Annotated in this window: 21 protein-coding genes; 11 read left to right on the forward strand and 10 right to left on the reverse strand. The window is 57.9% G+C overall.

What is annotated here, in order from left to right; translation table 11 throughout:
• Positions 1-542 precede the first annotated feature (542 nt).
• From HV744_RS32455 to HV744_RS32475, 5 genes are all read right to left on the reverse strand, one after another.
• Positions 543-1,412, reverse strand: coding sequence for an amidohydrolase family protein (locus HV744_RS32455; RefSeq protein WP_175153405.1), 870 nt, complete (start codon positions 1,410-1,412; stop codon positions 543-545).
• 116 nt (positions 1,413-1,528) lie between these two features.
• Positions 1,529-2,050, reverse strand: a complete 522-nt coding sequence (locus tag HV744_RS32460; RefSeq protein ID WP_175153406.1) for a cupin domain-containing protein — start codon at positions 2,048-2,050, stop codon at positions 1,529-1,531.
• 69 nt (positions 2,051-2,119) lie between these two features.
• Complete coding sequence (locus HV744_RS32465; protein ID WP_217469182.1) at positions 2,120-2,854, reverse strand: maleate cis-trans isomerase family protein; 735 nt, start codon at positions 2,852-2,854, stop codon at positions 2,120-2,122.
• Entirely contained in the window at positions 2,855-4,399 is a 1,545-nt protein-coding gene (locus HV744_RS32470) for a solute symporter family protein (RefSeq protein ID WP_175153407.1), read from the reverse strand.
• A complete protein-coding gene (locus HV744_RS32475) occupies positions 4,396-4,707 on the reverse strand; it encodes a DUF485 domain-containing protein (protein ID WP_175153408.1) in 312 nt (103 codons plus the stop codon). Before HV744_RS32475 ends, HV744_RS32470 begins: the two co-directional genes overlap by 4 nt.
• A 303-nt stretch (positions 4,708-5,010) precedes the next feature.
• Here HV744_RS32475 and HV744_RS32480 point away from each other — a divergent pair, with 303 nt between their 5' ends.
• Complete coding sequence (locus HV744_RS32480; RefSeq protein ID WP_175153409.1) at positions 5,011-5,769, forward strand: IclR family transcriptional regulator; 759 nt, start codon at positions 5,011-5,013, stop codon at positions 5,767-5,769.
• A gap of 156 nt (positions 5,770-5,925) precedes the next feature.
• Here the strand turns inward: HV744_RS32480 and HV744_RS32485 are convergent, their stop codons facing one another.
• Both HV744_RS32485 and HV744_RS32490 read right to left on the reverse strand, forming a co-directional pair.
• Positions 5,926-7,281, reverse strand: a complete 1,356-nt coding sequence (locus tag HV744_RS32485) for an alpha-hydroxy acid oxidase (RefSeq protein WP_217469183.1) — start codon at positions 7,279-7,281, stop codon at positions 5,926-5,928.
• Between the two features lie 49 nt (positions 7,282-7,330).
• Positions 7,331-8,296, reverse strand: coding sequence for a PDR/VanB family oxidoreductase (locus HV744_RS32490; protein ID WP_175153410.1), 966 nt, complete (start codon positions 8,294-8,296; stop codon positions 7,331-7,333).
• Between the two features lie 272 nt (positions 8,297-8,568).
• Here HV744_RS32490 and HV744_RS32495 point away from each other — a divergent pair, with 272 nt between their 5' ends.
• From HV744_RS32495 to nadC, 8 genes are all read left to right on the forward strand, one after another.
• Entirely contained in the window at positions 8,569-9,906 is a 1,338-nt protein-coding gene (locus tag HV744_RS32495) for an MFS transporter (protein WP_175153411.1), read from the forward strand.
• A gap of 43 nt (positions 9,907-9,949) precedes the next feature.
• The gene (locus HV744_RS32500) at positions 9,950-10,942 is read left to right on the forward strand and encodes a PhnD/SsuA/transferrin family substrate-binding protein (RefSeq protein WP_175153412.1); all 993 of its coding nucleotides are present in this window, start codon (positions 9,950-9,952) and stop codon (positions 10,940-10,942) included.
• Between the two features lie 755 nt (positions 10,943-11,697).
• A complete protein-coding gene (locus HV744_RS32505) occupies positions 11,698-12,696 on the forward strand; it encodes an ABC transporter substrate-binding protein (RefSeq protein WP_175153413.1) in 999 nt (332 codons plus the stop codon).
• A gap of 22 nt (positions 12,697-12,718) precedes the next feature.
• Positions 12,719-13,531, forward strand: a complete 813-nt coding sequence (locus tag HV744_RS32510; protein ID WP_246279298.1) for an ABC transporter permease — start codon at positions 12,719-12,721, stop codon at positions 13,529-13,531.
• A gap of 10 nt (positions 13,532-13,541) precedes the next feature.
• Complete coding sequence (locus HV744_RS32515; protein ID WP_175153414.1) at positions 13,542-14,324, forward strand: ABC transporter ATP-binding protein; 783 nt, start codon at positions 13,542-13,544, stop codon at positions 14,322-14,324.
• Between the two features lie 283 nt (positions 14,325-14,607).
• Complete coding sequence (locus tag HV744_RS32520; RefSeq protein ID WP_175153415.1) at positions 14,608-16,593, forward strand: ABC transporter substrate-binding protein; 1,986 nt, start codon at positions 14,608-14,610, stop codon at positions 16,591-16,593.
• Between the two features lie 181 nt (positions 16,594-16,774).
• The gene (locus HV744_RS32525) at positions 16,775-17,365 is read left to right on the forward strand and encodes a MarR family winged helix-turn-helix transcriptional regulator (RefSeq protein ID WP_175153416.1); all 591 of its coding nucleotides are present in this window, start codon (positions 16,775-16,777) and stop codon (positions 17,363-17,365) included.
• 203 nt (positions 17,366-17,568) lie between these two features.
• Positions 17,569-18,426, forward strand: a complete 858-nt coding sequence (gene nadC / locus HV744_RS32530; RefSeq protein ID WP_175153417.1) for a carboxylating nicotinate-nucleotide diphosphorylase — start codon at positions 17,569-17,571, stop codon at positions 18,424-18,426.
• Between the two features lie 49 nt (positions 18,427-18,475).
• On the opposite strand, the gene HV744_RS32535 is transcribed toward nadC, so the two are convergent.
• The 3 genes from HV744_RS32535 to HV744_RS32545 all read right to left on the reverse strand — a co-directional run bounded on the left by HV744_RS32535 (position 18,476) and on the right by HV744_RS32545 (position 22,818).
• Complete coding sequence (locus tag HV744_RS32535; RefSeq protein WP_175153418.1) at positions 18,476-19,651, reverse strand: Gfo/Idh/MocA family protein; 1,176 nt, start codon at positions 19,649-19,651, stop codon at positions 18,476-18,478.
• Positions 19,652-19,671: 20 nt separating this feature from the next.
• Positions 19,672-20,997, reverse strand: coding sequence for a Rieske 2Fe-2S domain-containing protein (locus HV744_RS32540; protein WP_175153419.1), 1,326 nt, complete (start codon positions 20,995-20,997; stop codon positions 19,672-19,674).
• A 474-nt stretch (positions 20,998-21,471) separates the two neighbouring features.
• Positions 21,472-22,818 (reverse strand): citrate synthase, encoded by a 1,347-nt coding sequence (locus HV744_RS32545; RefSeq protein ID WP_246279299.1) that lies wholly within the window; start codon positions 22,816-22,818, stop codon positions 21,472-21,474.
• A gap of 61 nt (positions 22,819-22,879) precedes the next feature.
• Between HV744_RS32545 and HV744_RS32550 the strand changes: the two genes are divergently transcribed.
• Positions 22,880-24,691 carry a thiamine pyrophosphate-binding protein gene (locus HV744_RS32550; protein ID WP_175153420.1) on the forward strand — a complete coding sequence of 604 codons (1,812 nt, stop codon included), beginning with the start codon at positions 22,880-22,882 and terminating at the stop codon, positions 24,689-24,691.
• A gap of 26 nt (positions 24,692-24,717) precedes the next feature.
• Positions 24,718-26,217: an aldehyde dehydrogenase family protein gene (locus HV744_RS32555; RefSeq protein WP_175153421.1), complete on the forward strand. Its 1,500-nt coding sequence runs from the start codon at positions 24,718-24,720 to the stop codon at positions 26,215-26,217.
• Positions 26,218-26,454: the final 237 nt, after the last annotated feature.

Genomic DNA, 26,454 nt, shown 5'->3' on the forward strand with positions numbered 1-26,454 from the left:
TGTCTCCAGAAGTTGATGAACTGAAAATTAAACTTAACCAGCCGGAACATCTAATCCGTGGTGGCGCATGCGTTCTTCAAGGCGTTCGCAACGTCGCCGTGGTCAGGCGAGATCACGTTCGTGGGCGTTCGTTTTTATTAGATTGCTAATTATGAAGTCTAGTGTCGTTGCTCGGAGAAAACACTACGGTGAAACACTGAGACGGTGCACCACATGAACACGAGTTCGGTGAGTGGCACCGCAGGTCCGACGGAGTGCCAGATTTAAGATGGTGTACTTCAGGAGGGACCCGCCACCAGCGCCTCCATCTGATCCGGCGGAGTCGAGCTTGCGGGCAACCCTCAGGTACTCGAGGGCAAAAAGTTGGTGAGCCGTTGACAGTCGTAAGCGAAAAGGACCCGACAGTAAAAGATCAACCAAGCACTGTCGGGGGAGACAACACGCGCGGAAGGTTCTTCCTGAACACTTGCAGTCCGGGCGAGAAAGCTGGCGCGCGGCGTTGGTCAGGAGAACCCTGCCTTCAGTTGTCCAACGCGCTCGGCTCAAAATTTATAAAGATGCGCCGGGTTATCGACCAGGACCCCGGCCCGCTGCTCTTCGTCCGGTATCCACGTCAGCAGTTGATCGAGAAGGTCTGTCGTGTTGGGCATGTTTCCCCTGAACGACACGTGCGGCCAGTCGCTGCCCCATACCAGACGATCTGGTCGCACGGAGAGCAGCCTCTGTACGAAGGGAATCATATCGGCATAGGGAGGAGCGTTGGATACCCGGTACGCCCCAGACAGCTTTACCCAGCAACGACCCGTGTCGACCAGCCGCAACAGCGATTCAAAGCCCGGTTGCGACAGTCCACGGTCTGGGCGGATGGAGCCGAGGTGGTCAATAACGACTTCGGTTGCCAGTTCATGGAGTGTCGCCTCCATCTCGGTGAGCGGGCTGCCGCCACCATCGTTCATGACATGCAGTTGTACGTGCCACCCGTATTCGGCGATCCGTTTTGCGAGGACCGGCATTTCGGCCAACGGAGCTGCACCTGCGTGACCGATCGTATAACGGACACCCCGAACCCCGCATTCGTGCATCTGTCTGATTTCAGAGGTGCTTGTATCTGCACGAAGCGAAGCGATCATTCGAGCGGGTCTTCCCATTTCGCCGAGCGCCTCGAGGTGACGACGGTTGTCGAGACCGTATCCGCTGGGCTGAACCAATACGACCCGGTCAACCCCTAGTCTGTCAAGCGCGGAAGCGAGCGTTGTCGGCAGAGCTTCGGGCACGTCGAAAGCGCGCGTCGTCGCCACTGGGTATCTGCTATCTGGTCCGTAGACGTGGACATGGCAGTCCGTCGCACCGGAAGGCAGGCAGAACGCAGGCGGGCGGACAAATGGATTGGGAGGTTGGCAGAGTTCGGTCATTGGTATTCCATTTGCTGAACCAGTTAGCTGATCGAGTTCGCGGTTGAGCAGGGCGTGACGCGAACAGAGGTGTGAGCATGTCCGAACGCAATGGACCTCCGGACGCACTCAGGCGGTTACTCGAACCAGGCATTTTCGTGAAGCACGACCGACACTTCCTTGTTTTTCTCGGAATAGCCGTCAAACGGCTTACCGTGCTCGTCGATGCGGGCGAGGATATCAGTTGATGGATCAATTGCTGCGCCAACTCTCAGCATCACCAGCGGTTTGCCTTCGTTCGCGTGAAATGAATACAGTGCTCCAGCAGGAACCAATACGCAGTCATTTTTCGCGACGGAGCGCTCTTCGCCTCGCGGTCCGAAGAAGGTCGCTCCACCTTGCAGCACCACAAATACGTGGTCTTCGTTGGTGTGCGCATGAATTTCGTTCTCGCCGCCACTCGCGTACGTCTTTAACACCACGTTCATATAGGTGGATGCGCCCAGCACCTGGTTCGTGCGTCCCTGTAGCGGGAGTTGGGCGCGGATATGGAAGAAGCTTGGAGTCTTGCGCTCTGCCATTTTTGCCATTGCTTCGCGCCATTCCTTGGCGCTGTTCGCGATAGGTGCGACGTCCCGGGTTGACGTAGTTGATTGCATGTTGCCTCCTGTAAAAAAGGTTGTGTCGATATGGTGCTGCACTCTCCGTGTGGTCGGTTCAAATGGATATCAGGTCGCGGAGTTCAGGAGAAGCTGGCCAGCGCCTGCCACCGCTTCCCTAATCCCTGCGAGACGAAGCGCGTGCCAGGCCATTGTCTGGTTGCTGGTGAGGACAGGGCGTTGGAGCTTCTGCTCCAACTGCTCGATGACCTCGAGCGTGCGTATCGCGGTGCAACTAATCAGATATGCCTCTGCGTCGGGATGACGAGACTGCAGTGCGAGCTCAACCCACGCACGCGGATCAACAGCGAACATTTCGTGCGGACCTCGCAGTCCCAGGCCCTTGCAAACCAAAACGTCTTTGCCGTGGTGTCGCAGAAACTGGACTTCCCGATCATTAATCTCATCGATGTACGGCGTCAGAAGCACGATCTTCTTCGCCTCGAATCGTTGCAACGCCTGAATCAGGGCGGTGGCTGTCGTCGTGGTACGGATTCCCGTCGCCGCCTGGACGCGCTCGGAAAGCTGCACATCCGTCTGGGAGTCCCACGTCGAGACTGCGGTGCAATGGAAGACAAGAAGATCGGGCCGGACATCCTTGAGAAGCTGGCCGGCTACTTCAACCTGAACCGTCATGCCGAGCAGTTCGTCCTTGCTACTTCCCGCGAGGGGCAGGCGGGTTGTGCAGCACGCGACGCCGTACGGCATCATCGCAAGCAGCTCCGGCTCGGCGGCCATATTGCCCGAGGGCAAGAGCACGCCGATTCGGGCCCGTGTTCCGTAGTTTGGTATGCGACGTGACATTCAAGACTCCGTCGCGCCGAGAAGAATGCGCTGCTCGATCTGTTCATATCGGCGTGGATCATTACGCTTCTGCGAAAGAAGCGAGGCCGCAATGCTGACCACGAAGCTCAGCGGTACGCATACGATCGCAGGGTTGCGCAGCGGAATTGCCGCGCTGGCATGTTTGAACACATCGACCTGGATCGTCGGTGAAAAATAGATGAACACCAGGCTGGCGAACAGGCCCACGAGCATTCCCCAGATGGCACCTGTTGCCGTGTATCGCCTCCAGTAGATTGCAAGGAAAATCGCCGGGAAATTGGCCGCAGCTGCAACCGATGTTGCCAGGCCGACCAGAAACGCTACGTTCTGCCCGCGCAGCACCAGACCCAGCACGATCGCAATCAAGGCAAGCGTCACGGTTGCCGACCTGGCGACAAACATGATCTGTTCCTGGGAAGCGCTGCCTCGCTTTAAAACTGCATCGAACAGGTCGTGCGAAACCGTCGTGGCCCCTGTGATCAACAGTCCAGACACGACTGCCAGAATGGTTGCGAACGAGACCGCGCAGATGAATCCGAGGAAGGACTGACCGCCAAGTTTTTCGGCGAGAAGAGGGATCGCCATGTTGCCGCCTCGGTCCATCCCGGAGATCGCTGCCTTGCCGACCAGCTGCATCGCGGCGAAGCCGAGAATGAAAGTGAGCATCAAAAAGATGCTGATGATCGTGGTTGCGTAGACCAGCGAGCGTCGCGCGGCCCGGCCGTCAGGCACGGTGAAGAATCGCATGAGGACATGGGGAAGACTAGCCACGCCCAGCGCGAGTGCCAGACTTACCGAAATCGCGTCAAGCGGGTTTGAGATAAGTTTTCCCGGAGAAAGCACCGCTGCACCGTTTGTCGATGCGGCAACAGCAAACAGCTTGATTGGGCTCAGATCGAATTGTCGAAGTGCGAGATAGGTCATCGTTACGGCCGCCATCGACATTAATACGGCCTTGATAATCTGTACCCACGTCGTAGCGAGCATGCCGCCGAAGATCACGTAAACCAGCATGAAGCCACCGATGACCCAGATCGCGACGCCATAGTCGATGCCAAAAAGAAGATGCACCAGATCTCCTGCGCCAACCATCTGCATGACGAGATAGCAGATCGTGATGCCGAGCGTAGTTATGCCTGTTACGATCCGGATCCGTGGTGCATTGAGTCGGTAGGCCAACACGTCGCCAAAGGAGTATTTCCCGAGATTGCGTAGCGGCTCACCAAACAGGAAGAGCATCACCGGCCATCCGATGACGCCACCGATCGCATAGATAAGTCCATCGAAGCCGACTAGAGAGACAAGCCCCGAGATGCCGAGAAAACCTGCGGCTGCCACGAAGTCGCCTGCGAGAGCAACCCCGTTTTGCAGCGGGCTGATACTGCTACCGGCGGCGAAAAAGTCGTCTGAAGTCTTGGTTCGCCTTGCCGCCCACCAGGTAATGGCGAGGCTTGAGCAGAGAAACAGCACGAAGAACGTCATCGAGGCAAAGTTGGCCCGACTGGCGGTCAGAGCTGGATTCATTTGGCATCTCCTGCTCGCAGTTCCCGCACGGCCTTATCGTGTACGCGATCAACCCAGACCACGAAGCCGAACGTGAGAAAGAGGGCGAATGCAACTGTGAGAACGCCTGCGGCGATCGCGATCGACAGCCCGGGCGTCAATTGATACGCGAGCTGCGATTTGAAGAAGGCGATCGATACAACGAAGGAAAAATGCGCGGCGAGAAGCACTGCGGTCACGCCCAGAGAAACGCGTTGGCGACGTATGGCGATTGACCGTAACCGGCTGATTGCCGGACGGAGGACATGATTCGACGTGATTGCCTGCATGACGTGTCTCCTGTGAAACCTGGATATGTAATTTTTGATGCGTGCGCCTTCTTTGGCGCGTTACATACGAAGAGCAGTTCAACGCGATGGTGGGAGGTGAACCGCCGTGCTGCTTCAGAATCGTTAGCTCTCTAATTTAGGCTGTGCCTATTCTGGCTAAGGTCAGGTTGAAAACTCCAGAAAAACTTGCGCGTTGCACATATTGCAACGGGCTTGCGGCTGCTTGTGAGTGGCCGTGCCGACAGCTATAAAGGCTCAAGAGATGCCTTCAAAAATCACGTTGTTGCAATTAGAACAATTCTTATGAAAACGATTAAAACTGCTTTGCAGGTGCTTGAAGCGTTCAACGAAGGGAGTGAACGAAGGACTGTGGGAGAACTCGCGGAACGGTTCGGGCTTCCGCGAAGCCAGATATCAAGGATGCTGAGTAGCTTCAGAGATGCGGGATGGCTGGAACAGGACCCTCGGTCGCGTTCATACGCGGTGGGTTTGTCGGCGTACGTGTTCGGCGCGAGGTTCGTACAGTTCCATCCGCTCACGCGCCAAGCGTTCCCGATCCTGAGGGGTGTGGTTGATCAAAGCGGTTTTAACACGACGCTCTCGATTCTTGACCACTTAAAGCCGCTGTACCTCTTGGGGATCGCTGGCTCTGTCCCTGTGGATCTGGCGTCAAACTTCGGTTCTTATTTCCCGTTCCATGCCACCGCGGCCGGGAAGGTGCTCGCGGCATACTCGGATGAGGCGACTCGCAGTCGGATGCTGGAAGGCGGGCCTTTCGAACGGCTGACCCGTCGCACGATCGTTGACCCGGCGGATCTCAAAAAGGAACTCGACTCCGTTTTCCGGCAAGGCTATGGCACGTCAGATGGCGAGCGGGTCGCGGGAATCGGCGCACTCGCCGTTCCAGTCATCGGCCCGGAGGGGGAACTCGTCGCAGCACTGGGCATCGCATTTCCGGCGAAAATGGTCCCTCCCGAGGACTACGAGTACCAGGCTGCGATTCTTAAGAGCGGTGCATATACGTTGGCGGAGCGGATCAACGGGACGTCGGCGCGGCGCTAGGAAGACGGCTGGATTTAACTGAAGGTTGGCGGACCTAACAGTCCGATCGTTGCACCGCATTGCTGCGCGATACAACCCATCCGGGACGTATACGCCGGCGCGAAAATGATTGACATGTGCGCTGGGCGCTGCCGCGAGTGCTCTCGCGTGCCAGGCTTACAGCGTTGGCAAACCCGCATCTTCCGTGCAATGCCGTGCCATATCGCCGATGGCCGATGGAATGGATGTGTTCGCGACTTCTACATGGTCTCGCCCAATGTCCGCGGTCGTGCGCACGCCAATCAATCCCATGACGCGGTCGGTTTCCTCGCGGAGGATATCGAGGGTTCGCTTGATGCCCGCTTCTCCCCCTGCGGCCAGCCCAAAAAGTGCGGCGCGCCCGAGCAACACACCCGTGGCTCCCAGTGCGAGCGCCTTCACAATATCCGAGCCTCGCCGGAAGCCGCTGTCCACGAGTACGGTCTGATGTCTCGCCGCTTCGACTATCTCCTCAAGCACGTCCAGGGTGGCGGGCGCGCCGTCGAGTGCCCGGCCGCCGTGGTTAGAGACGACCACGCCATCGGCGCCGTTCTCGAACGCGAGGCGTGTGTCTTCGGCGGTGAGCACGCCCTTGATCAACAGCGGTCCGTGCCAGTTAAGGCGGACCCACGCGATGTCCGCCCAACTGTAGAACGGATTGCGTTGCGTGCGCGTATAGGCGGCAAGGGCGTATGCGCTGGAGCGTTCCGGCAGAAATTCGGAGATGTTCTCGAAACGCGGCATTCCGCGCGATAGCCATGTCGACATTAACCAGCTAGGATGCGTGAGTCCGTCCCACAATGTCCGCGGTGTTATGCGAAGCGAGTGGGCAAAGTGATTTCTCGTATCGCGCTCCCGGTTGCCCGGTATCAACGAGTCCACGGTTATGATCAGGGCGCTATATCCTTCATTGGCCGCACGCTCCATCAGTCGGGCCGACAGACTGCGTTCTCCCCACGGATACATCTGGAAGAACCGCGGTCCGCTCGACGTTCGCGCGACTTCTTCGATTGAATTGTTCGATGCTGTTGAAAGCACAAATCCGACACCAGCGGCCGCGGCAACTCGAGACAGGATCAGATCTGCGTCGGGCCAATAGATCCCGTTAAGTCCAGTCGGTGCAATGATGTAGGGGGCAGAAAGCTGCTGGCCGAACAGGGTGATGGACAGGTCGCGTCTGCCATTGCCTGTCACGACGCGCTGACGAAACCGAACGCGCTCGAACGCCTGACGATTCCAGCGCAGCGTCAGTTCGTCCTCAGCGCCCCCTTCCATAAAATCCCAGATGACTTTTGGCAAACGGCGCTTCGCCTTGACCGCCAGGTCCTGGATATTTACCGCTCTTTCAATTTGCATTTTGATACCGTCTTGCCGGAACTCTGGAAGGGATACGAATCCTGAGGTGTCCACCGGTTCAGCAGCGGAATGCGACAGGCACACAGCATTCTGGCGGCAGAACGATGAACTGACCTGTGCGGGCTCGGCGGCGCACATTGTCGCGTTCTTTCGAGGGACAGCGGGACGCAACTGATCGGCGATGCTCTTACAGAGCAAGCACCAATTCGCCTGACGACGCGCGCGAAACGCAGACCATGATCTGGGTAGTTCTTTCGTCTTCCTGCAACACGAGGTCGCGATGATCGGCGGTCCCAGCGCACAATGTGGTCCGGCAGGAGCCGCAGGTGCCGCTTTCGCACGAGCTAGGCACCTTCACACCAGCGTCGCGCAACACCTCCAGAATGGTTCTTTCTGCCGGGATCTCGAACGAGGCTCCGCTTTGTTTCAACGTGACCTTGAAGGGCTTGTTCTGTTTAAGAACGGATCCGGCGATGCCGAAACTCTCAAAATGGACGCTACCGGGGGGCCAATGGCCGGTCATGTCTTTCACGCCATCCATTAGCGGACGCGGCCCGCAACAATATATGTGGGCCTTGGTCGGACGCTCGAAGACCGGCCAGAAGTCGAACGACCTGGACAGATCTCCGTAGTCGTGGTGAATCTTCACGGAGCTTCGCCAGTCGTCGCCAACCAGTTCCTCCAGAAAGGCTGTTGCCTCCGGGTGGCGGGAGACATAGAACAGCTTGAACTTGCGCGTGCCTTCCGACCGGAGGTGTCGCATCATCGACAGGATAGGGGTGATGCCTATGCCGCCCGCGACGAAGATGAATTCTTTCGCGCGCTCGTCAAGCGGGAAGTCGTTCTTCGGCGGCTCGACGACGATTTCACTACCTTGCCGTGCGTCGTCGGCCATGCTCATGGAGCCGCCGCGACCCATCGCATCGCGCTTGACTGCGATGACATAACGGTCCTGCTCTGCAGGAGCATTACACAGGGAATAGCGCCGGCGTGCGCCATTCGGTACGTGCACGGTGAGATTCGAACCCGCTTCGAACGCGGGAAGGCTTTTCCCCTCCGGATCGCGGAGCTCAAACCGCCAGATGTCGCGAGCGACCTCATTTTTCTCACTGATAACGAGCCGCAGTTGGGTGTCGTCTTGAGGGGTAGCCATCAATGTCTCCAGTTCGCGCGGTTCTGTGTTCGAACAACGCATGTGAGTAAAATACTATTAGATATCTAATTATACAAGTCCGGGCCATGGCTTGTCGGACGTGCGTGCGTCAGTACAAACCCTTGGTTGCCATTCCGGCTAAGGTCCCGTAGTCTAATTATTAGACGTCTAATTATGAGCAAGGCGATCGGTCTGATTATTCGACTGCATCGTTGCGAGAGTCAGCATGCAGTTCGATGGACTGCCAGGACGAGACCCCCACGGAGACGTAAATGACAGATTCCGCGCTTGGCATCAGCCAGCCATCATCGAGAAGCGAAGCAGAGGAAGTGCTCGTGGAAGCGACGTACCGAAAGGTGACGTGGCGCCTGATGTCGTTCCTTTTCGTCTGCTGGGTATTGAATTACATTGACCGGGTGAACGTCAGCTTTGCCCAGCTCCAGTTGAAACACGATCTGGGCTTGAGCGATGCGGCGTACGGCCTCGGTGTGAGTCTGTTTTTCATCGGGTACATCCTGTTCGAGGTTCCGAGTACGTTGCTGCTCAAGCGCATTGGCGCTCGCAAGACAGTCACGCGGATTATGATGCTGTGGGGCGGCATCACGGTATCGATGGCATTTCTCACGTCGCCCTGGCAGTTCTATCTCGCCCGGATTCTCCTTGGTGCCGCTGAGGGTGGGTTCTGGCCGGGCATTATTCTTTTCCTCACGTACTGGTATCCGGCGGCGCGGCGGGCACGCATTACATCCCGTTTCCTGCTTGCTATTGCTGTTGCAGGCATCATTGGTGGCCCGCTCTCCGGATACATCCTGCAGAATTTTTCCGGCGTTCTCGGCTTTCGTAATTGGCAGTGGCTGTTTTTTCTGGAAGGCCTGCCTGCAGTTGTAGCAGGCGTGGTTGCATTTTTCTATCTGACCGACAAGCCGCAGCACGCGAAATGGCTGAGCAATGATCAAAAGAGGATCATCCTGCAGGCACTGGAAGCTGACGAAAGGCAGAAATCCCTCCATGCACCGAGCAGGCTTCTGGCAGCCCTGTGCGACGTTCGCGTCTACATTCTTGCGGCGGGTTGGGCAACGGTGCCGCTATGCGGCACCATCCTCAACTACTGGACCCCAACGATCATCAAGCAGACCGGTGTCACCGACATCCTGAATATTGGCCTGCTTTCCGTGCTGCCTTATATCGTCGGCGCTGTCGCGATGCTGGTCATCGCCCGCAGCTCCGACCTCACCCTCGAGCGGCGCTGGCACTTTGCGGCGTCAACCACCGCAGGCGCTGCGGGAGCCGCGCTGTTGACGCTGGTTACCGGCGAGTGGCCAGCCGCGATTGCCTGCCTGAGTCTTGTTTCTATCAGCTACTTCGCCGCCGCCGCGATCATCTGGTCCATTCCGCCATCGTATCTGTCAGGAGACGCGGCAGCGGGCGGCATCGCCGTTATCAGCGGCCTCGGGCAAGTGGGGGCGTTCTTCGGCCCGATCATGCTTGGTTGGGTAAAGACATTCACCGGGAGCTTCTCGACCGGCCTGCTCGTGGTTGCCGCGTTGGTGCTGACTGGCGGCGTCCTGGTGTTGCTGGGCGTGCCGCGTCCAGCAGTCCGCCGGCAATGATCGTCGTCAGAATTCGTCCCACCTGTTTTCGAAAGGAAGCGTTATGAGCAAACTTCAGCTTTCCATAGCTGTCGGCCCCTACGACCGTATGCGACCACTGGTTGACGGCGAGGTACAGATCGACGGCGTGGACCCGATCTTCATGCTGCAGGAGCCCGAGGAGATTTTTTTCAGGGCCTTCCGGCACGCGGACTACGATATCTGCGAACTGTCGCTGAGCAGTTATTCGGTCAAAACAGCAGCAGGTACTTCACCGTATATTGCTGTACCGGTTTTCCCGTCTCGGGCCTTCCGGCACACATCGATCTATGTCCGCACGGATCGGGGTATCAATTCGCCCGAGGATCTGAAAGGCAAGCGTATTGGAGTGCCCGAGTACCAGTTGACGGCCAATGTCTGGGTCCGTCTGTTCCTGGAGCAGGAGTATGGCGTCCGACCGTCGGATGTTACGTGGATTCGGGGTGGCTACGAAGATGCAGGTCGCGTCGAAAAGATAACACTGAAGCTTCCAGACGGGGTGCGGCTCGAAAATGCGCCTGAAGGTAGGACTATTTCCGGGCTGCTCGAGTCTGGCGAAATCGATGCTGTCATCGGCCCGCGCGCACCGTCGTGTTTTGACCGTGGGCACCCGCAGGTGAAGTATCTCTTTGATGATCCGCAAGCCACTGCCGCGGCGTGGTACCGCCGTACCAGACTGTTCCCGATCATGCATACCTTGGGTATCAAGCGGGAGCTGACAGAGCAGCACCCGTGGTTGCCGGGAGCCTTGACCAAGGCCTTCGAAAAATCCAAGGCACTCGCGCTGGCGCGACTCACCGATACTTCCGCGACAAAGATCACATTGCCATTCGTGGAAGAGCAGTTACGAGCCGCGCGCCAGCTGATGGGGCATGATTTCTGGTCGTATGGCTTCGCCGAAAACGAACACGTCCTCAATCGCTTTCTGGTACAGCACCATAAAGAAGGGCTCTCCAGTCGGCAACTGGAAGCGAAGGAGCTTTTCCATCCCGCGAGTCTCGAGAGCTTCAAGATCTAACAGCAGTTAGAGGGGCGTTTGCTCCACCATCTGATGCGCATGGCAGACGCGGTTCCGGCGTCTGCCATGTGCGCGCAAAAAGAACACTACGTGCCACGCACGCTATCTCAAGTGTGTAGTCCTGTTGCCGTCTTCGGAATCGGGGGGCGGACGTATCGAGCGACGCGACGATGGTCAAATATCCGCAATGCCCCCGGACGATGCCGCCGACGCCGGACCTCCGCCCTGCTTCGCAGCGAAACGATCTGGCGCGAGCTTCAGATTGATCAATACTGTAGGCGCGTTAGAGACCGCTGCACGGGCTTCTACCGCCAACTGACTCCGACAAGGCGGCCGCGGCTCTGTCAGAGACTGCAGGCGATGGCCATCGCATCAGCCGGCGCGATTGCCTGTCATCTGCCAGACGTGGCGCACTAGCCGCCTGTCGTCGGAAGAGTAGGCGCAACTCGAACTCTTGTCCGTCTTGCCTGGCCTCGACAAACGCGTCTCGCCCACACGAACAGCCCTTGCGGCACAGCCGTGTCGCCACCAATGCTCGCGTCGCCGCAATGGCTCTCGCGTGGCGTAACGCGGTATTCACGGGAGGGGGTGCTATCGGTACTTCTCCTAGGCCGATAACATTAGACATCTAATCATGCTTTGACTATAGTCAAGACGTCGGTGGAAATCAGAAATCATTCGCCAAGGGCGCGGTGGGGTATAACGCCAGCGCGACAAGAAGCACAAATCCTATTTATATATTTGGAGACCTTACGATGACGGGTCAAAGAAGCTTGCTTCCCAATGCGCTTCGCGTAGCAAGCGCTTTGTTGTGTGCTGTCGCCTTCAGTTCGTCGGCCTTCGCTGACAACACGCGAATCCGTGTCGGGTACACGATTACGACCGATATTGCCTCGGCCGCATTGTTCAGTGCTCAAAAGAAAGGTCTGTTCGCAAAAGCCGGACTCGATGTAGAGGCACAGCCATTTGTTCAGGCCAGCCAGAAGTACGACGCATTCAAAGGCAAGGCAATCGATCTTGATATCAACGCGGGCGGCATAGAAGTAGGGCAGCTTTTTTCCGCGGGTGTCCCGATCGTCGTACTGAAAGCGATCCAGCCGGCTGATTTCTGGGCGGTCGTTGTCAAATCGACCTCTACTGCAAAAGCGCCGCTGGACTTTAAAGGCAGGCCTTACGGGGTGGTGTCGCTCTCCGGGACGAACTTTGGTGCGACGTATCTTGCCTTCAAGATAGAGAACATCGATTTGATGCGCGACGTGAAAGTGTCAGTGTTGCCGCCGGCGGGCCTGATTGCCGCTTTGCAGAGTGGCTCAATTGAAGGAGCGACGCTTTATGAGCCGTATCTGAGTCAGGCGCTTCGATCTGGGACTATGAAAGAGATCTTTCGCCCGATCACGCTTTATCGCCGGCACTATGGCACCACGTTATTTGCACTCAATGTGACGGCCCGCAAGGACTTCCAGGGCGAGAACAAAGCGGCCGTCGCCAGGTTCATGTCGATCTTGCAGAGCGAAGCAAAAGCGCTGCCACAAAACCTGCCGCAGGCCTCGCAGGCGTTGTCGGAGAGCGTGCCTGCACTCAAAGAGACACCACAGCAGGTTGAGACGCTCCTTAAGCCCTACGCGAAGGATTACATCGCCGATGAAAACGATCCGGCGTTCCTGAAGCAGGTGCAGGCGTACTACGACCGGGTGTACGAGATCAAGCAGATCCCGCGTCAGCTCAACGTGGCAGATTTTTGGATAAAACCGTAGTGGCGTATCAGGAGACAGCCTCGTGAAAGTAGCACTGAGTTCATTCAACGGTATGGGCGCCGCGTTCCGCAGAGGGTGCGGAGGCGCAAGGTACGGCCGGCTAGTTGCGGCCACGGCGTCATTTGCGGTGCTTCTGCTTGCATGGCAGCTTTTCTCGCTGACGCAGCCGTCGTATGTGTTTCCGTCGATACCGCATATCTTTAGCGATATCGCGGCGTTCGCGGCGGACGGTACCTTGGCTCGGGCAACATTCGCAACCGTTAAATCGGTCGCGGCGGGGGCGGCCTTATCGCTGATCGTAGGCACGCTTGCCGGCTTTGCGCTCTGGAGATTCGAAGCCTTCTTCGCGCCTTTGCTCAATTTCGCCCAAACAGTTCCGTATGTGGTTTGGGCGTTGATGTCGATGATCTGGTTTGGTCTGACGCAAGTGTCGGTCATCTTCACGATCTTCATTGCCGGCTTCACTGTCATTGCCTTCAATGTCGCTGCGGGCCTTCAGCAGATTGACCAGCAACTCATTGAAATGACTGAGTCGGTCCGCGCAAGTCGGTACATGACGTTCCGGCACATCACGCTTCCTAGCCTGACACCCTACCTTGTCAGCGGCTCACGCACGATGATCGCGGTGTGCTGGAAGATCGTCGTGCTTGCGGAGCTGTTCGCCGGCGGAGCCAGTGGCGGCGGCATCGGATACAACCTCTATGTCGGGTGGGAGTTCAATAGGACCAACGAAGTGTTCGCCTGGACGGTCTGGCTGGTCGTTCTGATGATGCTTACCGACTGGCTTGTGATTGCGCCGATCGAGCGTTACGCGACGCGGTGGAAAAGGAACTGAGGATCATCCCATGAGTAACATCATTATTTCGGGTCTGACGAAGGTGTTCGAGACAGCCGGTGGACCCATCAAGATCCTCGATAATATCGACTTGACGGTCGGAGAAGGGGAGTTCGTCTGTCTGCTTGGACCGTCCGGCGCTGGCAAGTCCGTCACGCTCAACTGTATTTCCGGTTTTCTGACGCCGACGGCCGGCAACATCGCCGTTGATGGGTTTCTTGTGACCCAGAAACGGCCACACTATGGCTATGTGTTTCAGCAGCCCCGCCTGATGAAATGGCGGACCGTGGAAGAAAACCTGCGGTTTGCTCTCCGCGCGGAAAGTGGCAAGCGCGTCAAGGACGAAGACACGCGTATCAAAGACGTGCTTGAGCTCGTGAATCTGACCGGATACGAGAACTTTTACCCGCACCAGATCTCCGGGGGTATGCAACATCGTGTCGGGATCGCCCGCGCCTATATCCGGGACCCAGGTCTGCTGCTCATGGATGAACCGTTCGGAGCCTTGGATGAGATTACCGCGCGCCGGCTGCGTGCCGAACTTGTGAATACCTGGATGCGTGATCGCCGCACCGTGGTATTTGTCACGCACGACATCATTGAAGCCTGTTATCTGGCCGACAGAATCGTCGTCTACACACCAAAGCCGACCCGGATTGCATCGATCATCAACGTCGACCTGCCTCGTCCGCGGGAGTATGGCAGCCCCGAGATGCATGAAGTCGAATCACGCGTGCTCGCGGTCTTCGAGCAGAGCATGAAAGACTTTCTTGACGCGGAACAGCCTGCGTAATTCGTCGGCACTGGCCCGCGATTAGGGAGATGGCGCCGTGCCTGCCTTTCAAGGATGGTCGATGCCATTCTTCATCTAGACAGAGAGCCGTATGGCGGCAGGGAATGGTATGTCATGGACGCAAATCTTGTGTCGCGCGGCATCGTGCGACCTTCCGTGGTACTGAACCGGACCTGCATCTGTGGTACTTGGTTGGTCGACCCGCGCTGCATGCACCTGGAGTTTCGTTTAGGACAGTGAATCGCAGCCGCAGGTCTATAAATCAATAATCAAAGGATGGTATATGCAGATGTCGCGAAAAGTTCAAAAGAGGCGTGCGAGCAATATCATCCTCGCGCTAGCGACGTTACTCGCCTTTCTGTTGCCCATCGGCGCTCGAGCGGAAGCAGTCAAGATTGCGATCGTCTCACGAACGGTCTTCTACGTTCCGTTATGGATTGCCGACGAACACGGCTTTCTGAAAGACGAGGGTATCGACCCGACGATCGAGGTGTTTGACAGCGCAGAAAAGATCAACGATCAGCTACATGCCGGACAAACGCAAATCGCAATTGCAACGCCTGAGAGCGTGATCCTCGACGCCTACAAGGGCGGTCCATTGCGGATCGTCGCCGGCAACGCGAAAAAGCTACCGCACTTCATCATTACGAAGCCGGAGATAAAGACTCTGGCGCAATTGCGTGGCGCCAATTTCGGCGTTCTTTCGATGCAGGAAGGAACGACGTATCTGGTCAATGAGGTGGCGAAGGCGATTGGACTGTCGAAGGGGAATTACATCGTTACTGCGGTAGGCGGCGCACCGACCCGATGGAAGCTGCTGAAGGAAGGAAAGATTGACGTAGGACTGCAGCCGTTTCCTTTGACTTACGAGGCGGAGGCGGCAGGCTTCTCGAATCTGGGGCCCGTCTCGACCTATGTGCCTGATTGGCAGTTCACCAGTGTCAACGTTGACGATCATTGGGCACATTCGCATCGTGCCACGGTAGTCGGCTTCTTAAGAGCGCTGAAGCGCGGGCAGGACTACATGGCAGCCCATCCCGACGAAGCGGCCCGTATCGCGGCAAAGGAATTGCGCACTGACGTTCCCCTCGCTCGCCGTGCGCTAGCTGACACGGATCGGCTTGGAATCCTCGATCCGAATCTGGATGTTTCGAATCCGGGCATGGAGCGAGTCTTCGACTCGTTGATTAAGACCGATCGGATCCCGGCGACCGATCGGTTCGACATGGGGAGGGTTGTAGACGAGACATTCCTTCGCGAAAGTCGAGATCCCGTGGTGCGGGACATCGGCAGCTTCTTCGTTGGGGGTGACCAGGTGGAACTGTCTGGAATGCCGACGAGCGAAATCAAATACGCGAAGGACGCACCGCCCCTAAAGCTTGATCCGAACGGGACATACGAGACGGGACAGGTGTATGTGCAGTTCATCCGGCTCGCGCACGCGAGATCCCGGTGGCCCATGCTGTTTCTCAACGGGGGTACGAGCACTGGCGCCATGTGGGAAACGACCCCGGACGGAAGGCCGGGATGGCAATCTTTTTTCCTGCATGACGGCTACGACACGTTCCTGACCGATGGCGTAGGGAAGGGCAGGGCGTCGTGGTCCCGGTACCCAGACATATTCAGGGTTCAGCCTGCGTTTCGCCCCAACGAAGAGACCTGGACATTGTTCCGGATGGGCACACACTACGACCGGGATCCGTCAAGGCGCGAGGCATTCCCCGGCGTGCAGTTCCCGGTCACCAGTTTTGACGAGTTTGCCAAGGCTGGCGTGCCCCGCTTTCCCGGGCAGGACGGGATCGAGCTCAAAGCGTACGAGCAGCTTCTATCGAGGATCTGCCCATGCGTGATAGTGGCGCAAAGTTCAGGTGCGTATTTCGCTATGCAACTCGCCGCAAAGCATCCCGATCTGGTGAAGGCGATCGTATCCGTGGAACTGACTGCCGCGCCTCCGCTCGAAACGATCGATGTTGCTGCACTCAAAGAGGTGCCGCAACTGCTGCTCTGGGGGGATAACCAGCAGCAGTCTGGAAGCTGGAGGAAGATCCGGACGAACATCGATAAATACGTTTCAGACTATGCCCGGCAGGGCGGAAGGATCGACGTGATCGATTTGCCTGCGCGTGGGATCATCGGCAACACCCATCAGATGATGATGGACAGAAATAGCGATCAGCTTGCCGGGATGGTCGCCGACTGGCTGGACAGACAGTTCAGCGTGACAACGGCGAAACAGGTGGCATCGACGACCGCAGAACCGCGACCCTGAGCCGCGCGAAGCGACCCCGGGAACCCGGGCAGCGAGGCGGGGGCTGGGTATTGAGGCGGCGACAAGTCAGTCGATCAAGCTCCCGGGAAAGAATTCGCCCGAAATATGCAACATGTAAAGGTTGTAAGATCCGCGGACGCGATATCATCGATGCATCGTGATCTCTTAAAAGGCTTACCAAATGGCGTCGACACGTTCGTCAGCGAAGAGGGGCGATCCGAATTCCGACCCCATACTTCGACATTGGCGTGAAGCTGTCCCCCACGACCGTCTCGCTCACCTTGTAAAGGACGCCGCGCGGGCGATGGTCCGTGGTCTGCAACTGAGATTGACGCAATATAACGTGTCTTTTGGACACTGGGCTTACCTGCGTATTCTTTGGGAAAGAGACGGTCTGACGCAGAAAGAACTGAGCGATGAAGCCGGAGTCATGGCGCCGACCACGTTCACCGCGGTGAGCGCAATGGAGAAGCTGGGCTATGTGGTCCGGCGGCAGTCTCCCGAAAACAAGAAGAATACTTACGTTTACCTGACCGCAAAGGGTAAAGCTCTGAAGGGAAAGCTCGTCCCGCTGGCAGAGGAGGTCAACGAGATTGGCGTTCGCGGCCTGAAGCCTTCGGAGATAGCTGTTGCGCGAAAAGTGCTCATAACGCTGATTGAGAACATGGCGAAGGACGAGGCAGATTCCAGCGATCCCGCGCGAAGAATCCCGTCGACGCGGGAGCTTGGTAGCCTGATCGCAGCGCGCGGTGAAGAGTACGAAAACAGTTAGGCGGCGGGAAGTCCGCGAGCACAGAGCGCGTCGCCACCCGGGGAGGAGGCACGAATAAGGTGGCTAAAATATTATATATCTAATAATATTGAAGGCGCTCACATTGCCGGGTTCGCATTCTGCGGCCTTCCTGATACTCCTGGTCGAACGGCGGGGCGTCGCACTTCCGCGCGCTGCCTTGATCAATAACCTTTCCCATACATATGGACGCAACGCTACTCGCTGCGGTATCGCGCAATGTGCGCGACGCGCTCGACGAGGATCGAGGAATCATTGACTGGACGTCCCAGTTGATCAACGCGGATACCGAGGCGCACGCCACGCTGATGGTAAGGCAGGAGGCCACATTGTGTGGCAGACCGTGGTTCGACGAGGCGCTATTGCAGGTCGACGACCGGCTTGAGGTTAACTGGTTTGTTGGCGAGGGTGCACCGATGGAGCCTGGCGATGCGGTATGTGAGATCGCCGGACCTGCTCGGGGCATCCTCACTGCGGAACGGACGGCGTTGAACTTCATTCAGATGTTGTCTGCGGTGGCTACGGCGACGAAGTTGCTTGTTGAGCGGATTAGAGGGACGAGGGCTCGCGTATTTGACACGCGCAAGACGCTGCCAGGGCTTCGACTGGCGCAGAAGTATGCTGTAGGAGTGGGGGGTGGTTCAAACCATCGTCTAGGCCTGTATGACGGGATTTTGATCAAGGAAAACCACATCCATGCTAGCGGCGGGATCGCGGCGGCCATCCGTGCTTCTCGAGCGCTCGAAGCGGATGTACCGATTCAGGTCGAAGTTGAAGATCTCGGTGAGCTCGCAGAGGCGCTTGCGCACGGAGCAACATCCATTCTGTTGGACAATTTTTCGCTTGAGCAAATGCGGGAGGCCGTGATGCTCAACGGCGGAAATGCTGAGCTCGAAGTGTCGGGGGGCGTTTCTGATCTGACGATCCTTGCAATCGCACAGACAGGAGTAGACCGCATCTCGGTCGGTGGGCTAACCAAAAACATTCAGGCGGTGGACTTTTCGTTGCGATTCGCGGATACGCCGGAGGCGTCACGACCGTAACCGGTAACCGGCGACGGGCGGCGCCCGTTGCTTCGAATCGCGCAGCACACTAAAGAGCAATGTCCGATCGTTTCTCGCTTGACTCAAGGATGGCCAGGCAAATTTTCAACGTGTCTTTTGCCCAGCGGCCATCGTGCAAAGGTGCTTGACCGAGCACAGCCGCTGCGTAAAGCTCGTCGATGACTTCCGCGCGGGGAACCGCTGGAAGCGCAAGAGGTCGCCGCTCTTTCGCCTCGTTTCCATAGACGTATATCGCGTCAGGTAGCGGGCGCAGATCGGCGTTCTCACAAGACACAACGACAGGACCAAAATGTTGATGCTTGTGGGCGGCACCAACGCTGTTTCGCGGCAACGGTTTATAGGTGTCCCCGCCGTAGGTGCCTGAGGCTTTCAGATGCGCCTCGTCTGCAGCAGATTTTAAGGTATTCAGGCGTCGACGCGCACCGCCGTAGCTCGACGGATCCTTTTGATCGCCCATCTCCCCGGTCCAGTCTGTCCACTCATCCGAGTCGAAATGGCCGTAGCCGTTATACGACAAAGATGCGAACGCACCGTTAGCGAACCAGAGTAGCGCGGAGTATGCGCCCTCTGTCGGACGTGCCGAATCCCACCTTCCGACCTCTGCGCGGAGTCGAATGGCGGGGGCGCCGGCCAGCATCCGGACAATATCAACCTGATGCGCCGCCTGACTGAAAACTGCGCCTCCGCCTTCCGCGGTCGACAACTCTTCCGGGCGGCGGGGGCGATACAGGTAGTCGGTGAAGTTAATCGCCTGAATCATTTTGACTGCACCGAACTGACCGCTCTGGATAAGATTTTTCGTGCTCAAGTAAGGGGTGTCAAAGCTGTGGCAATGGCCAACGATCAAGGATACGCCCGCGGCCTTGCACGCGTTGATCATCCGTTCGCACTCTTCCAGCGTGAGGGCCATCGGTTTTTCGACCAGTACGTGTTTTCCGTGGGCGGCCGCAATTTCTGCGTGTTCCGCATGGAACTGGTGCGGACTCGCAATATAGATCGCCTCGACCCTTTCGTCGGAGGCGAGACCTTGAATATCCGCGTATGTTGATGCGCAAAAGTCGATGGCGAACTGCTGTCGAGCCGCTTCACGAGGATCACACGCCGCGACGAGTTCAACGCGGTGATCGCCGAGAAAGGTCGGCAACATCAGGGAGAACGCGCGGCCCAAGCCTGCAATACCCACGCGTAAGCGGCGCTGTTCCATGCTATCGGCTCGCAGGGTCATCACTGGGAAATCTGATAGTTCGTTTCCACCTGCGGCTCCTTCAACTCCTGAGCGTCACCCCAGACGTACCTGGCTTGATACGCGCGCCAGTCGGTTTCCTTCGGCACGACTGCCTGATACGCGCATACGCTGGAAGGAATCGCGAATTCCCCAGTGCCGACTGCGGTTGATCCATTCTCGAAGTCCTTGAGCGCGTCCAGCATCCGTTTCCGGAACTCGACGATCGCGACGTCACTTGCACCGAGTCGTTCGTCGGAGCGGTTGGCGATTGGTCCCATTGTCACCCACATGGCAATGTCCTGATTCGGGAACCCTTTAATGCCAGTAAAGTTTCCTGCCGTCATTGACGCGCGGTCCTGCCAGAACCGGTTTTCGTGATTCCGCAGGGGACGGTAGCGCTCGTCGAGATCGACGCCGACCTGTTGGCCGAGGAATTTGCGCCACGTCTCCGTCTCTGGCGTGGTGTTGGGGTCGCCCCAGGCGATGAAATAGAATGCCGTGTTTTCATCGTCCATCGGAACGTTGACGTTTGCTACGTTGTACAGGTTGTTCGGAGGGATCAGGACCGTGGCTGGCGCGACAAAGACTGTTGAGCGAATGTAGTCGTGCGTATTGGCGTTGAAGATTGGCCTGCGAAGAGCAGCGTATCGGAAGCCATATTCTGTGCTCTCAACCACCAGCCGCGGTGCCTTATCAGTCGACGGACGAAGCCAGTTTTTCGAGTTCGCTTCGGCGCCGCCGACGCGAGCAGGCACGAAGTCTGACGAGTGCAGACTGGAACTGTGCGCCGAATCGATCGCGCCCTCCAGTATCTGGGCCCAATTGCACGGAAGCAGTGCTTTCGCGATGCTCACGCGCGTCTTGGCAGTCGGCGCCCACGCTGGAGGCGTGAATTCCGGGATGGCATCTTGGGGGCCCATGTAGGCCCAGACCATCCCGCCCCACTCTTTGGTTTGATATGCCTTGTGCTTGACCTTCTGGGCCATTGAGCTTGCGGCTGGCTCGGACACCATTTCGATGACGTTCCCCGCAACGTCCATTTTCCAGCCGTGGTAGAGGCACCGCAGTCCGCAATCTTCGTTGCGACCGTAAACCAGCGACACGCGTCGATGTGGACAGTACTCGTCCATCACGCCGACTCGTCCTTCGGTGTCCCGGAAAACAACCAGGTCTTCGCCAAACACACGTGCTTTTACAGGTGCGCCGTCGGGCTCACTTACTTCTTCGATGAGGCAGACTGGCGTCCAGTGTCGACGCATTAACTGCCCCATAGGCGCATCACCGTCAACTCTGCATAGCAGTTCGTTTTCCTGATTTGTAAGCATCTGAAGTCTCCTCACGGCAAAAGACGGACAACGTAGATCGTTGGGTTATTGTATTAGATATCTAATAATATTCCAAGATCGCGTGGCCCTGTGAGGGTAGGTACTTGCCCTACCCTGTCGGGTGGGGCGGCGAATGCTGCAAGCGATATTGGTCCAGCGGGCCCGCTGATGGCGGGCGTGTTCACACCGAGAATATTAGCGGCGGTGACGAGGCAAAAACTGAAGGCCGGATTTCAGTCTCTCTTCGTTGCCGTCAGACGGGCAACCGCCAGAGTCCGCTCCATTATTGCCTGCGCGCGGCTTTCGCCATGCTCAAGACTGTAGCCACGTTACGAAAGCGAGGGGTCCGACAGCGCAGCCGGGCCGAGTGCCGAATCCGAGTGCTCAGTTGACGCGCGAATTTGCCGTTTTCGAAACACTCACGTCTCCAACAGCCCCAATGATTTCCCAGCACGAGCGATGATGTCGCATCAACTATGGCAGGATCTGAGAGGCAGCCGCGCTAACAAATCGAGCACGGGGCCTCAGTAGGGAGCCGGAGAGCCGTTGCTCCTGAACATGTGCAATCCAGCCGACAACTCGAGCCATCACAAAAAGGACGGCTGAGACGTGCTTTGGCAACCCCATCGCCCGAACGAGAGCGACGACCGCAAGCTCGTGTCGGGGAAAGATTGAGTCGTTCACTTCCACGTTATTGACAAATGCGTAAATCGCCTTCATTGGTGCCGTCTGGACGGTACGGCGCTTGAGAACGTCGAGCAAGTAAGCCGCACGCGGATCGCCGCGTGGATATAGCGGGTGAACGAATCCGGGGATAGCGACTCCGCGGGCCCGAAGCTTCTTCGCGCGATTGACGAGCACGCTCGCCTTGTTGGCTTCGGCAATGAAATCGTCGATGAGCTCATAGAGCAGTCCGGTTTGCGCGCCTGAACTCGCGCACATCGCTGCCGCGATACAGCTATGCAGGCTGCCGCCGCTGGACGCACAGACCCGCGCAGCCAACGTGCCTGGAGAAAGTTCGTGATCTGCGAGCAAGGTAAGTGTCGCCTCTATCGCCTCGTAGTTTTCGTCGGTGACAGGGACGGATAATGCCTGCAGGAGTCCTGTTACGATCGTCTGACCGTCACGGAGCGGTGTGTACCGGCCTCGCTCCGTGGCGAGGCCGCAAAATCCAACCAGCGTCTGAATGATCTGCCGGCCGGCGTCGACAGTACGTCCGCCGCGGACGCGCTCTGCCACCGATCCACGCAACAAGCCGATCTGCAACGTCACAAGCGCAAAGACTTCAATGATCTGGTCGTACGAGTGAAGGGAGGTCAGCGTGCGGATCATCCGTTTCTGTTCCGCCGGAGCATGTTCAATCGTCCATGCAGGTGCCTTGTCATCCCAAGCGGCGGTCCAGATCAGGTCAGCAACGGACTCGAACGGGGCGCGCATTCTCGCCAGATCGACCGCCAGCCGTCCGCGATAGCGCGGGCCTTCTGCCGTGATTTCCGTGATGGATGTGGGAATAATGGGCTCGCCCCAGTTCATGGCTGACGCTGCCGCGGGGCCGTGCCCTGCGCGGGCCCGAGACCTGTCGGCAATGCGCCTCAGGTCGTCGCGCCAATACAGCCGTTCTCTGCGACCAGGTTGACGGACGCTTCGAATCAGCCCACGGCTGACGTAGGCGTACAGCGTCTGGAGGCGAACATTCAGGATGGCCATGGCCTCATCCGCGCTTGCGAAATCGATGGAAGGGGTAGGGGAGGTATCGTTCATATCGATGGCAGGAGTATGGCAGCCGGCTTTCACATTGATTGTAGATTCAAGATTGATCAATGTGACATCGGAAATTATAGTGTCTCCACAGTTTAGATATCTAATCAGATGGAGCAATTCAATGAGTGGTGAAAAGAGCGCGCTTGTTCGCAGAGATGTTCCGGTGCCCTATGAGGACCAGGGCGTCGTCTGGGGTAGTGATGCGATCGCGCTCGTATTGCGCGCGTTGAAGATCCCCTACGTGCTGTTGAATCCTGGCGCTAGCTTTCGCGGGCTTCACGACAGCATCGTGAACTACCTCGGCAACGAGAAGCCCCAGATGATCGTCGTGTTGCATGAAGAGCATGCCATTGCAATTGCTCATGGCTACACGAAGGTCTCCGGGCAAATGCTTGGTGCGATCGTGCACAGCAACGTCGGGTTGATGCACGCATCCATGGGGATCTTCAATGCCTGGGCGGATCGTGTACCGGTGCTGGTAATGGGGGCGACCGGGCCAGTGGACGCGGCACGTCGCCGACCGTGGATCGACTGGCTGCACACCGCGCAAGATCAGGGCGCGCTGGTCCGGAATTTCACTAAATGGGACGCCCAGCCGGCATCAGTCCCCGCGGCGTTTGAGGCGCTGCTCCGTGCCGCCCAGATCTCCCGTACTGCGCCGTGTGGGCCCACATATGTTTGTTTTGATGTGTCTATCCAGGAAACGCAACTCTCGGAGCGACCATTCCTTCCGGACGTGTCGCGCTATTTACCGGCCGCGCCGTCGCGACCGTCTGACGCAGACGTCGCGACGGCAGCGGAGTGGCTTTCAAACGCAAACCGGCCAGTTATCCTGATGGGCAGGGTATCGCGTGGAGAACAGGAGTGGCGCGATCGTGTCGCGCTAGCGGAGGCATTGGGCGCACGGGTATTGACTGATCTGAAGCTTGGCGCAGCGTTCCCTACCGATCATCGCTTACACTCGGCCGCGCCTGGCTTTTTCCTCTCGAAGGCCGCCGCTGAGGTGCTGAGGTCCGCTGACGTGGTGCTAAGTCTCGATTGGGTTGATCTCGCCGGAACGCTTAAGCAGGCGTGGGGTGGCGACACCGTGGACAGTCGGATCATTCAGGTTTCAGTTGATCAATATATTCATAATGGCTGGTCAATGGATCATCAAGAGCTGCCGCCCGTCGATCTATATCTTATGTCAGAGCCGGCACCGGCTGTCGGAGCGCTGATCGAGTTGGTGCAGGAAAAATCGAAGGCCCGGCCGGAGACTTCCGTTTCTACTGCATCGAATGCTGCTGTCTCCAGCGGTCTCCCGGCATCTGACACAGGCACGATTAGTATTGCGAACCTTGCCCGAACGTTGCGTTGCGCAACGGAGGGTAGCGACGTTTGTCTTATCCGTTTGCCGTTGGGGTGGAACGGCGAAATGTGGGACTTCCGCCATCCGCTTGACTATCTCGGCTATGACGGCGGCGGCGGTATCGGCTCGGGACCCGGAATGGCCGTCGGTGCTGCTTTGGCGCTGAAAGGAACAGGCCGCCTTCCGGTGGCCATCATTGGCGATGGCGACTACATGATGGGCGTGAGCGCACTCTGGACAGCGGCAAACGCACGCATTCCGCTTCTGATCATCGTCTCCAATAATCGGTCGTTCTTTAATGACGAGGTTCATCAGGAGAGGGTTGCAAAAGACAGAAGTAGACCGGTCGAGAATCGCTGGATCGGCCAGCGCATCGCAGATCCTGAGCCAGACCTTGCAACTATCGCGAGAGGTCAGGGGTTAGTAGGGATTGGTCCCGTCGAGCAGCCTGAAGACCTCGACGCGGCGATAGCCGAAGCCGTCGACGCGCTTAGGGGCGGCAAAACTGTAGTGGTGGATGTGCGCGTTACGCCGGGCTACAGCGCGTCGATGTCCACTGGCATGACTCGCTCGCATGCCGCCTGAATCGAATTTCTACAGGGGACAACGCAATGACAATCGAAGCAAAGGACACGAACGATCTCTCCGCTCTTATTGCAGACGTGCTGCCGAAGTCGAGTGGCCTGTACTGGGGAGGCGAGTGGCACTCGCCGGATGGTGCTCAGAAGTTGACAACGGTTAATCCGTCTACCGGCGAAGCTTTGGCGGAAGTCCTGGTCGCTGGGGCGGCAGAAGTGGATGCAGCAGTCGCCGCGGCGAAAGCAGCCGCCGCTGCATGGGCAGCCGTTCCTCCACTGGAGCGAGGTCGCCGGCTGCGATTGGCGGCAGCAAGAATTCGGGAAAATGCACTTGATCTGGCGCTGCTTGATTCGGCAAACTGCGGCAATCCGGTCAGCGCGATGATCGCCGATGCGGAGATTGCAGCGTTCCAACTGGAATACTTCGCCGGGCTCGTACTCGAATTGAAAGGCGAAACAATTCCAACGGGGAACGGGTCGCTCAACTATACGAAGCGTGAGCCACTGGGAGTGGTAGCCCGTATCTTTCCGTTCAACCATCCATTCATGTTCGCGGCGGGGAAGATCGCGGCGCCGCTCGCGGCGGGTAACGCGGTGGTTGTGAAACCACCTGAACAGGCGCCCCTATCAACGATACGTCTGATGGAACTCCTGTCAGACCTGTTCCCTCCAGGCGTCCTCAATTGTTTGGTCGGCGGCCGGGAGACCGGTGCTGCGTTGGCCTCTCATCCGGATGTCGCTGCCATCGCCTTGATAGGCAGCGTGCCCGCGGGCAAAGCTGTACTACACGCCGCGGCAGATAGCCTCAAGCACACGTTGCTCGAGCTCGGCGGCAAGAACGCAATGATCATTTATCCGGACGCCGATTTTGAGAAGGCGGTCAACGGCGCGGTACGGGGTATGAACTTCACGTGGTGTGGCCAATCCTGCGGTTCGACCAGCCGTTTGTTCGTCCACGAGTCGCTTTATGACCGGTTTGTAGCTGCTGTCGCTGCACGCACCCAGGCTGTTCACCGGCCAGGCATTGCAACGGACAGGCGCACCACCATGGGAGCCCTCGCGAGTCAAATCCAGTATGACAAGACGCTGCGGTATGTGCAGGCCGGTCTCGAGGAAGGCGCGACGCTGGTATGCGGTGGGAAACACCCCATCGACCCAATCCTCGTTAAAGGTTTTTTTGTTGAGCCAACCATCTTTGCGGATGTTAAGCCATCTATGACCATTGCCCGTGAAGAGATATTCGGCCCGGTGCTGTCGATCTTCCGGTGGGGTGACGAGGGCGACCTGTTCGCGGCCGTAAATGGATTGGAGTTCGGTCTGACTGGTTCAATCTGGACGAGAGATCTGACACGCGCCCACCGAGCCGCCGCACGCCTCGAAGCCGGATATATTTGGATTAACGATTGCTCCGCACATATTCCCGGTGCCCCATTCGGAGGTTACAAACAGTCTGGGATCGGACGTGAGGAATCGAAAGAAGAGTTATTCGAATTTACCCGAATCAAGAACATCAACGTCGCCCTGAGCGAATGACCAGGCAAGCGGTTATGCAAAATCCACTTTTCGAGAGGTTGGCCCACGCGAAGCATATGTGTCACCGGGCCGGAGCGGCGAAGACGTCGCCTCCGAGATGTTTGGCGACAGCGGCGATTAGGGCGCTTTACGTCGACCGGCGCAGCTTCTCCGCGAGCGCCGGGTTGTCCGCGTCGATGACTTTGGCCACTTTCGCAGAGTATCGCCGCGTTGTGTCCCTAGCCGGACACCGCGGAT

Origin of the sequence: Paraburkholderia ultramafica (assembly GCF_902859915.1) — a bacterium.
Taxonomy (GTDB): Bacteria; Pseudomonadota; Gammaproteobacteria; order Burkholderiales; family Burkholderiaceae; genus Paraburkholderia; species Paraburkholderia ultramafica.